The sequence below is a fragment of the Christiangramia sp. genome, from assembly GCF_029937855.1.
Taxonomy (GTDB): Bacteria; Bacteroidota; Bacteroidia; order Flavobacteriales; family Flavobacteriaceae; genus Christiangramia.
Window position 1 is genome coordinate 35699 of the sequence record NZ_JAPYPC010000014.1, and the last position, 10389, is coordinate 46087.

The window sequence follows — 10389 nt, forward strand, 5'->3', positions numbered from 1 at the left end:
CTCGAGCTTTTCCGATTTATCTCTCCTCTGGCATTCAACGTCAACAGGGAGATGAGAACTCTAGCAGGTAAGAATTATTTTTATGCAGTTCCGGACGTAGGAGGAGTGATAAAATATCTAAGAAAAATAATTTTATCCTATTTCACTCATGTCCGGGTAAAGAAACTGGACCGCTTCGCTTTTAGATATAAGAAGTTGGGCTTGAACTAAACGAACTGATAAACAAAAGAGTTTGAAATAGTGTTTTTCAAAGAATACCGCCACTCAAAAAATTGTACGAATAGGTAATAGATCATAGTAAAATTTAGAAATTACTAAAAATACCGGTTTCAGGTTCATTCCTTACTAATTCTTTAAAACACTACTCATTTTATTTATAATTTTCTCAGAGGTAAACTATTATTTATTGTGGTTTGTGTTCCTTAAGTATGGTGCTTACTTTAGTATTTAAAGTTTCCATATCAAAAGGCTTTGCAATAAAGTCGACCGCACCGGCTGATCTACAAATATCTCCAACATTATGGAGAGCAGACATCATGAGTACAGGTACATGAGCTACTTTTTCATCCTGTTTTAATTCTGCACATACATCGGTTCCATCAACTCCAGAAATAAGTTTATCCAGGAGTATCAATTCAATATCATGTTCCAATATATTCTCTTTGGTCTTTCTTGGTTGTTGGGAAACTATTACCGTATGATCATTAAACTCAAGAATGTCTCGAAGCATAAAACCGATGGTTTGATCATCGTCAACAATTAGGATCTTTGCCATTTATTTTGTTTTTTGTTTGGGTAGCGTAAAAGTAAATTCAGAACCTTTTCCAATTTGGCTGTCTAAATATATTCTACCTTTATGTCTTTTTATAATTTCATTAGAAAGGTATAGACCTATTCCAAAACCGGCATAGGTATAATCCTTATTTCCAGCTATTCTATAGAACCTTTTAAAGATCTTCTTCTGTTCCTTTTTAGCTATTCCTATTCCAAAATCTCTCACACTCACTCCAACATGAGCATTTTTTCCTTCAAATATTTTTATAATCACCCTATTACCCTCAGGAGAATATTTTAAAGCATTGGTGACAAAATTGATAATTACCTGACCTATTCTATCTTTATCTGCAAAGACTTCACTTTGATCCTGGTGTTGTAATTCTATTTGAACATCTCTATTTGAATAAGAAATATCTTCTATGATTTGCTCTACATGTTCGTTAAGTTTGAAATATTCTTTCTTAAGTTGTAATTCTTTCTGCTCGATCCTTGATAGATCCAGCATCTCAGAGATAAGCCTGATAAGTCTTTCAATCTGAATTTCCATTCTGTTCAGGTAAGGTCTCACCGGTAATTTTTTATTATTTTCCTTTTCCTCCTCTTCTTTAGGAATCATGGAAAGTAATAATTGAACATATCCCTTTATAGAGGTGACAGGAGTTTTTAATTCATGACTCACGAGTTTTAAAAAGTCATCTTTACGTTGTTCCTCTTCTTTTAATTTATGGATTTCAGTACAGGAAGAAATCCAGGAAGTGATCTCCCCTTCTTCATTTTTTATTGCTGTCGCTCTAAACAGATGCCATTTGGGACTTCCATTTTTATCAAAAATTCGTAATTCCATTTCCAAATCCTGCCCTGTAGCCAGAACTTTCTCCCCCATTTGTTCAGTTCGTTCCCTATCATCTGGATGAATAAGCGATTGCCAGGAATTTTCAAGTAAATTTTCAGCATTTTTTCCTGTATAGGTTACCCAACTATTATTATAAAAAACAGGTTCTCCGGTTGCGCTGGACATGGAGATTTTATGGGGCATAAAATTTACGAGTTCCCGGAACTCTTTTTCACTTTCACGAACTTTTTTGTTTAAGATTCCCTGTTGGGTAACGTCCTGTGCTATAACAGCCACACCATCTATTTGATTGTGGATATTCCGCTGCGGTTGATAAACAAAATCAAAATAACCAAGTTTCATCTCTCCATCCTTCTTGTGCAAAAGAGGTTTTTCCTGAGCAAAATGTGGTTCTCCGGTTTCATAAACTTCATTAAATAATTCAGGCATCCCCTGGCCTATCATTTCCGGCAGGATTTCGAACAACGGCTTTCCTTCAACATCATTTCCCTTCCCCCAAACTGATTTAATTGCATTGTTCGCGATTTCTATGACCATTTCCTTACCTCTTAAAATAGCAATAAGGGAATTGGAAGAGTGAATTAATTCACGATACCTGTATTCGTTTTCACGTACTTTCTTATTTAAAAGAGCCTGTTTGGTGACATCTGTAGCGATATCTGCAACCCCAATAATTTCTCCCTTCTGATTTTTCTGAGGTTGATATGTAAAATCAAAATATCGTATTTCCGGAATTCCGTTTATAACTAACTCAACCGGAACTTCATCAGCGTGATAAGGAATCCCGGTATTATATACCTGATCGAGTAAGTCGTCTATACCTTGTTTTCTTAATTCAGGTAAAACTTCTAATAAAGGTTTACCTATAACATTATGGCCTTTTCCCCAAACGTCCCTAATCGATTCGTTGGCTACATCAATGATGTAATCTTTACCCATAAAAATAGCGATAAGAGAATTAGAAGAATGAACCAGGTCCTCATATTTGTAGACTTCATCTTTTAATTCATCAATAGAGTTTGAAAGCCTTTTATTCATGTGGTTAAGGCTCTGGATTTCCTGATCTTTTCTTTCTAACTCCTGCTCTAACTCCTTTATACGAAGATCTTGATTCATCATAAGTAAGCTATCATTCTTGGGGATGTGAATTTCGGCTAAAGTTAATGGTTTAGGGGGTTAAGAAACATTTTTTAAAAAAGTATTAACATTCAGGATTTTTTTAAAGCCTGTCTCAGTATACTTACGGGGTGTTGCGCCAGCCTACCTGTTCCATCTTTTATCTGGTGCCTGCAACTGGTGCCGTTTGCCGAAATTATAACATTCTTATCTGATTTTCTAATTGCCGGAAATAAAGAGTTTTCTCCTATTCTCATACTAATCTCATAATGCTCTTTTTCGTAACCGAAGGAGCCAGCCATTCCGCAGCAACCTGAAGGAATAATAGTTACCTTAAAATTTTCAGGAATATTTAAAATATCAAAAGTTCGGGAAACATTCGATAATGCTTTTTGATGGCAATGTCCGTGGATTTTTACTGTTGCATTTTTTTTAGAAAATTGCTCTGAGATAATATTGCCCTTAGCCACTTCCAGTTTTAAAAACTCCTCGATAATAAAGCTATTCCTGGCTAGCTCTTTTGCAGCTTCTTTATCATCTGCTAATCTTAAATACTCATCTCTAAAAGTTAAAATTGCTGAAGGTTCTATCCCTATTAAAGGAATTTCCTCTGTAATCAATTCTTTAAAAATATCAACATTAGCATTAGCGAGTTGCTTTGCTTTTGAAAGAAAACCTTTAGATATCTGACTTCTTCCACTTTCGGGATGATCTATTATTAAAACCTGATACCTAAGTTTTGCCAACAGATTCAATGCGTCCTTCCCTACCTGCACATCGAGATAATTGGTAAATTCATCATTGAACAGATACAGTGTTTTTAAAGGATTTTTTACCTGAAATTTCTCTTTATTTTTATGATAATATTGTTTTAAGGTTTGTTTGGCTACAACAGGTAAGTCCCGTTCTTTAGCAACGCCTAAAACTTTCTTTAAAATACCTGAAGTCAATTTGTTGGACATGACAAAGCGGGAAATCCCAGGAAGTTTGGAAGCTCTTTCGTTTTGTTGGGTAATATTGGCAAATGCTTTGTCACGAAATCCTGGTTTGTTAGATTTATGATATTGATGCAGGAATTCGGTTTTTAATGCTGCCATATCTACATTAGAAGGACATTCGCTTTTACAGCCTTTACAACTTATACAGAGATCCAGTACTTCCTTTAGCTCAGGATGGTCAAAACGGTTAGATTTATCGGAGTTTGTTAAAAATTCCCTCAAAGCATTCGCCCTTGCCCTGGTAGTATCTTTTTCATCTTTGGTAGCACGATAACTAGGACACATGGTTCCGCCGGCTTCCACAGATTTACGGCAGTCACCACTTCCGTTACATTTTTCCGCCAGCCTCAGAAACCCATCGGCTTCAGAAAAATCCATAAGAGTTTCTATCTGCGGCTCCACTCTGTCTGGCACATAACGCAAAGAAACATCCATGGGTGGTGCATCCACAATTTTTCCCGGATTAAAAATATTCTGGGGATCAAAGGTTAATTTCACCTCCTGTAAAAGTTTATATATCTTTTTACCGAACATCAATTCAATAAACTCTGCTCTTACTCTACCGTCGCCATGCTCTCCACTTAAAGAACCGTTGTATTTTTTTACTAATTCTGCGACCTCTCTGGTAATATTTCTGAATAACTTTACATCTTCAGATTTTTTTAAGTTCAGAATAGGCCTTAGATGAATTTCCCCTGCACCGGCATGGGCATAATAAACAGCCTGCTGATCGTAGGAATTCATGATCTTGCTAAAATCTGAAATATAATCGGCTAAGACCGGTAATGCGACAGCGGTATCTTCTATACAGGCTACTGCTTTTTTGTCTCCTTTCAGGTTACCAAGCAAACCCAGGCCTGCTTTCCTTAGTTCCAGAGCCTGTTCTATTTGCTCATCATAAAGTACAGGAAAGGCATATCCCAAATTTGATGATTGTAGGGTTTGAAGCAATTCTTTTACCTGATGCTGCAATTCTTCTTCAGAATCGCTTCTCAATTCCAGCATTAAAATCCCTAATGGATCTCCTTCTATAAAAAAACGGTTGTCCCTGTATTTTAAACTCTCTTTAGTACAGTCCAGGATTACCTTATCCATCATCTCACAGGTAAATAAGGAATGTCTCATTGCAGGAACTACGGCCTGCATACAGGCGTCTACACAGGAATAATGTGCCGCGACCATTGCAGTATGCTTAGGCGGCAATTCATCAAGCTGTAAGGTTATTTCGGTAATAAAAGCCAGTGTACCTTCACTTCCGGCCATAAGTTTACTGAAATTGAATTTTTCCTGGCTTCTATCAAATACTTCTGTATTCAACAATTCATCGATGGCATAACCCGTATTTCTCCTATGCAATTCTGCTGGTGGATAATTACTTGTTATTTCCGCCTGATTATCTTTGTCTTTTAGATGCTTATAAATTGAACGATATAGCTGCCCTTCAAGGTTATTAAGTTTTAATTTTTGTTCAAATTCAGCTGAAGTAAGATCTTTAAATTCAGCCTTGGTTCCATCGCTCAATAAAACTTTTAAGGCTATTAGCTTATCCCGGGTAGTTCCATATTTTATAGAGGTGGTCCCACTGGAATTATTTCCTACCATTCCTCCAATCATGCAACGATTAGAAGTTGATGTATTAGGGCCAAAAAACAAACCATGTCTTTCTAATTGCCTGTTAAGATCATCGCGAATTACCCCGGGCTGAACAATAACCCTTTTATGCCTGGGTTCCACTTTAATAATATCAGTAAAATGCTTAGAAACATCCACCACGATACCGTTCCCGGTGCATTGGCCTGCAAGCGAGGTGCCTGCTGTTCTGGGAACTAGAGAAGTCTTATGCTTCCTGGCAAAAGATATAAGTTCAACCAGGTCCTTTTCGTTTTTCGGATAACATACCGCTAAAGGTATTTCGCGATAAACTGAAGCATCAGTAGCATAAATACTTTTCCATAATTCATCGTAAAATAAACTACCAGACAGCAGACCTGAAAGATCTTTTAAGTTTTTCTCTAATTTCATACTCAAATTTAAAAGTTTTCCCTTAGTCAGCTTAACAGTTTTTTAAATAATATTAACAATACATTTGCGACTATAGACGTTGTTATAACGGGAATCAACATAAATTTGTTACCAATCAAACAAAAAAATCGAATATGAAAAAATTAGTAGTTTTAGTAGCTTTCACTATTGGTGCTGTTTTCTTTAGTGATCTAAAGGCGCAGAATATTTCACAGAATGCACTTGGCCTGCGAATTGGCGGAGGTAATGGTTATGGGGCTGAAATATCTTATCAGAGAGCCACTGGAGGAAACAATAACCGACTGGAATTTGATCTTGGCTGGAGAAATGATAGTCATTATGATGCCATTAAATTAGTAGGTCTTTATCAATGGGTGTGGAACATCGAAGGCGGCTTTAACTGGTATGCTGGTGCGGGAGCCGGGTTGGGCAATTACGATCACAATCATAATCATGATCATGGAGATGACGATGGAATTTTTGCTCTAATCGCAGGGGATATTGGAATCGAGTATAATTTTGACTTTCCGTTGTTATTGTCGTTGGATTTTAGACCGGAAATAGGATTTTCAGATTTTCATGACTACAACGACTTTAGCCCGGATATAGCTTTGGGAATTAGATATCAATTTTAGATTTTCTTAGATAGGTTTAAGAAAGAAGAAGGTGGGGATGAATTTCTCCACTTTTTTTATGCCTGAATTAAAGCTTTTTCATACAACTCTTCATACATGGGAACAATTTGATTAATATCAAATCGTTCAGCCGCTTCTCTGGCCTGTTCTTTAAATTTATTTAATACTGAAATATCCTGCAGTATAAAAACGGCACTTTTGGCCATTCCATTAATATCTCCCACTTCATGTAAAAAGCCTGAAAAATCATTGACATTCACTTCAGGCAAACCACCTGTATTTGAAGATATTACAGGCACTGATTGAACCATAGCTTCAAGGGCAGCCAAACCAAAACTTTCTGTTTCAGAAGGCAAAAGGAATAGATCTGAAAAACATAAAATTTTATCTATCTCATTACTCTGGCCAAGGAACAACACCCTATCGGTTATATCTAATTCACGTACCAGCTTTTCAGCATTTTCTCTCTCGGGTCCTTCACCCACCATCATCAATCTTGCTTTTACATTCTTCTGAATTTCAAAAAATATTCTTACTACATCTTCAACCCGTTTTACTTTTCTGAAGTTACTCACATGGGTAATGATCCTTTCGTCATCATGTGCCATTAACTCCCTCTGACAATCGGTAAAAATCTTCTGTTTGAATTTCGAAACATCAATGAAATTAGGAATCACTTCTATTTTCTTTCGGATATCAAAAAACTTCAAAGTGTCCTCCTTCAAACTTTCAGAAACTGAAGTCACTATATCACTATTATTAATGCTGAAAGTAACTGCAGGTTTATAAAAAGGATGATTACCTACCAGCGTAATATCGGTACCATGAAGAGTGGTGACCATAGGAATATAAACACCTTCTTCTTCCAGCATTTTTTTCGCCATATAACCGGCATAAGCGTGAGGGATAGCGTAATGAACGTGTAGAACCTCGATCCCGTAATTCTTAACCACATTTACCAATTTACTGCTTAAAGCCAGCTCGTATGGCTGATAGTGGAATAATGGATATTCAGGAACATTAACCTCGTGAAATCTAATATGACTGGAAATAGTTTCCAGTCTCACCGGTTGTTTATAGGTTATAAAATGAACTTCATGACCTCTTCGAGACAGAGCCAGGCCCAATTCAGTAGCTACAACCCCGCTACCTCCAAAGGTAGGATAACAAACAATGGCAATTTTCATCAGTTAAAAATCTATAGATTCGTAAATCACTTTCTGGATCTCAGAGCGTATATCTTCCCGAATAAGTTTTCTGTTATTCGAATCTGGATATGTTCGGTTAGACAAAAATACATAAACAATTTCTTCCTCCGGATCTGCCCAGGCTAAGGTTCCTGTAAAGCCGCTATGCCCAAAGCTGGACATGGAAACACAATTACAGGTAGGCCCCACTTGCTTTAGTTGTGGTTTGTCGAAGCCCACACCTCGCCTTACATCATCTTCACAATAATAACAAGTATTATACTTATCTATAGTTTCTTCATTCAGAAATTTCTCTCCTCCATAAGAACCGCCGTTTAAATAGGTTTGCATGATCTTGGCAACATCATTGGCGGTACTAAAAAGGCCTGCATGACCGCCAATACCCCCTTGCATGGCAGCTCCCTGGTCATGAACATAACCTCTTACCACCTGCCTTCTCCATAATTGGTCATTCTCGGTAGGCGCTATTTGTAAACTATCAAATCTCGTTCTTGGCAAATACCCGGTATAATTTGCACCCAGGCGCTGATAAAGGTGTTCCTGTGTAATATTTTGCATAGAAGAATCATAATACGCTTCCAGGTAATATTTTAAGAGATAATAGGGAAGATCACTGTATTTATAAGCCAATCGTCTCTCCAGGTCACTATTTCTGATGGTATTCACAATGGTATCGCCAATATCTTTTCTAATAAACATCTTATCTGCTACCTGAGCATTAAATAATTCTGACGGAACCTCACTATAATAAGAGTTAGAAACTTTTTTGGTTCTTGGATCTATAGTTGAAATGTAAAAAGGGATCCAGGCCTGCAATCTGGCATAATGCATCAACATATCCTGTAACCTGATATTCTGTTTATTTGAGCCTTTAAAGGAAGGGAAAAGCTCTCCCAATGTAGTATCAAAACCTAAAACTCCTTTTTCATCCAATTCCATGACCAAGGGCAGAGTAGCAAGAATCTTAGTTAATGAGGCCAGATCATAAACCGTAGTATCGCTCACCGGCAATTCTTTTTCATAGGTTTGATATCCAAAACTCTTTTGATAGAATACCTTTCCTTTTCTCGCTACCAGAATTTGAGCTCCAGGAGTCATCTTTTTATCTATGGCATTTTTTATAATACTATCTATCTTCTTCAGTTTTGCTGAATTCATTCCCACACTTTCCGGGGTACCGTAAGCCAGTCTTTTCAGGTTTTTTGTATTGAAACCAGTGTTTACAGGGAATTCACTCTTAATACTTACCGGAAGCCTACCCCTGGCATTTAAAGCCCCAAACAACACCTGAGCAACTTTTTCCTGGGCAACAGGATGATTTTGATATCCTATAATAATCCCCTCCAGATTGGCAAAGCTCTTTACCTCATTAAGTGCATAGGGTCTGGAAAACAGTGATAATACCGTTTTATTTTTTCTGGCTATTTCATGCAACCAAACCAACTCCTTATCAGAAAACTTATAAGAAGCCCAGGGACTTTTATTCGATTTATGAAAGCCAATCACCACATAGTTGTAAGCCTCCAATTTCTCAAGCAAATCCGGCAACTTAGCTGCTTTTACCCAATCAATTTCAGCATATTTTTTCATCTGGTTCAAAAACGGACTTCCGTCATCATCACCAAAATTGACATAGGCTATTTTCTGCTTTTCCAGATTTTTTACAGGAACAACTGCTTTATTATTTTTTATAAGAGTTGTTGCATTTTCATAAAGCTCACCTAATAAAGCCTCATCTCTTGAGGTATATAATTCTTCTATAAGAAAATTAGTAGTAATCGGCTGGAAATTATTTAAACCTACCTTATATTTTGCATAAAGTATCTTCTTTACTGAAAGCTGCAATCTTTCTTCTGAAACCTGCCCAGAATTTACCGCCTCTATAATACTGGCCGCTGCTTTTCCAATATCTTCACTCATAAGCAACACATCATTTCCTGCCATAAAAGCATCCAGGTCTACTTCACCTGGCTCTTTATTTTTAGACACGCCCTTCATATCCAGGGCATCAGTAAAAATAAGTCCATTAAAGCCCATATTTTTTTTGAGAATATCAGTGATAATGCTTTTGGAAAGCGATGCAGGTTTTCCGTCTTTTGATTCCAAGGTGGGGACATTTAAATGTGCAACCATAACACTGCTTAGACCCTTTGGGATAAGTTCCCGGTAAGGATGGAGCTCAACTTCGTTAATTCTTTCCGCAGAAAAATTTATTGTTGGTAAGGTTTTATGCGAATCGGAATCTGTATCACCATGTCCCGGAAAATGTTTTGCACTGCTAAGCACCCCTTCCCTGTGCATCCCATTCATAAAAGCCAGTGCTTTTTCTGTGACATTTATTTTATCCTCGCCAAATGATCTGTTGCCAATAATGGGATTATCGGGATTGGTGTTAATATCCACTACCGGGGCAAAGTTAAAATGCACTCCGAGTCTTTTAGTATGCCGGGATATGGCAGCACCTGCCTCCTCTATTAATTTATTATCCTGAATGGCACCCAGCGTCATATTCCAGGGTAAAGCAAAAGTACTGTCAAGCCTCATGGCAAGACCCCACTCTGCATCCATACCCACAAGAAGTGGTATTTTAGACATTTTTTGAAATTCATTGGTAAGCTGCGCCTGCCTTACCGGGCCACCTTTAGAGAAAATAAGTCCCCCAATATGATTTTCCCTGATCTGTTTTCGAATACTATCAGCTTCGTTCTCATTCCTGGACCAGATACTGGCCATAAATAACTGTCCTACTTTTTCCTTTAAGTTCATGGAATCATACACAC

Annotated in this window: 6 protein-coding genes; 1 reads left to right on the forward strand and 5 read right to left on the reverse strand. The window is 37.3% G+C overall.

What is annotated here, in order from left to right:
• Window positions 1-403: 403 nt before the first annotated feature.
• The 3 genes from Q1K34_RS09190 to Q1K34_RS09200 form a co-directional block, all read right to left on the reverse strand.
• On the reverse strand, window positions 404-775 hold the full coding sequence (locus Q1K34_RS09190) for a response regulator (RefSeq protein WP_300437567.1): 372 nt from the start codon (window positions 773-775) through the stop codon (window positions 404-406).
• On the reverse strand, window positions 776-2749 hold the full coding sequence (locus tag Q1K34_RS09195) for a PAS domain-containing protein (RefSeq protein WP_300437570.1): 1974 nt from the start codon (window positions 2747-2749) through the stop codon (window positions 776-778).
• 89 nt (window positions 2750-2838) lie between these two features.
• Window positions 2839-5766, reverse strand: coding sequence for an FAD-binding and (Fe-S)-binding domain-containing protein (locus tag Q1K34_RS09200; protein WP_300437573.1), 2928 nt, complete (start codon window positions 5764-5766; stop codon window positions 2839-2841).
• Window positions 5767-5900: 134 nt separating this feature from the next.
• Between Q1K34_RS09200 and Q1K34_RS09205 the strand changes: the two genes are divergently transcribed.
• On the forward strand, window positions 5901-6401 hold the full coding sequence (locus Q1K34_RS09205) for a hypothetical protein (protein ID WP_300437576.1): 501 nt from the start codon (window positions 5901-5903) through the stop codon (window positions 6399-6401).
• Between the two features lie 56 nt (window positions 6402-6457).
• Here Q1K34_RS09205 and bshA read toward each other — a convergent pair whose 3' ends face one another.
• Together bshA and Q1K34_RS09215 are read right to left on the reverse strand one after the other, a co-directional pair.
• Window positions 6458-7588 (reverse strand): N-acetyl-alpha-D-glucosaminyl L-malate synthase BshA, encoded by a 1131-nt coding sequence (gene bshA, locus Q1K34_RS09210; RefSeq protein WP_300437579.1) that lies wholly within the window; start codon window positions 7586-7588, stop codon window positions 6458-6460.
• Between the two features lie 3 nt (window positions 7589-7591).
• A partial coding sequence (locus Q1K34_RS09215; protein ID WP_300437582.1) for a glycoside hydrolase family 3 N-terminal domain-containing protein occupies window positions 7592-10389 on the reverse strand: 2798 nt, incomplete at its 5' end.

What these genes read in the sequence shown, in the direction of transcription:
- Q1K34_RS09190 (WP_300437567.1), bottom strand. Translation starts at nt 775, where the DNA reads ATGGCAAAGATCCTAATTGTTGACGATGATCAAACCATCGGTTTTATG.
- Q1K34_RS09195 (WP_300437570.1), bottom strand. Translation starts at nt 2,749, where the DNA reads ATGATGAATCAAGATCTTCGTATAAAGGAGTTAGAGCAGGAGTTAGAA.
- Q1K34_RS09200 (WP_300437573.1), bottom strand. Translation starts at nt 5,766, where the DNA reads ATGAAATTAGAGAAAAACTTAAAAGATCTTTCAGGTCTGCTGTCTGGT.
- Q1K34_RS09205 (WP_300437576.1), top strand. Translation starts at nt 5,901, where the DNA reads ATGAAAAAATTAGTAGTTTTAGTAGCTTTCACTATTGGTGCTGTTTTC.
- bshA (WP_300437579.1), bottom strand. Translation starts at nt 7,588, where the DNA reads ATGAAAATTGCCATTGTTTGTTATCCTACCTTTGGAGGTAGCGGGGTT.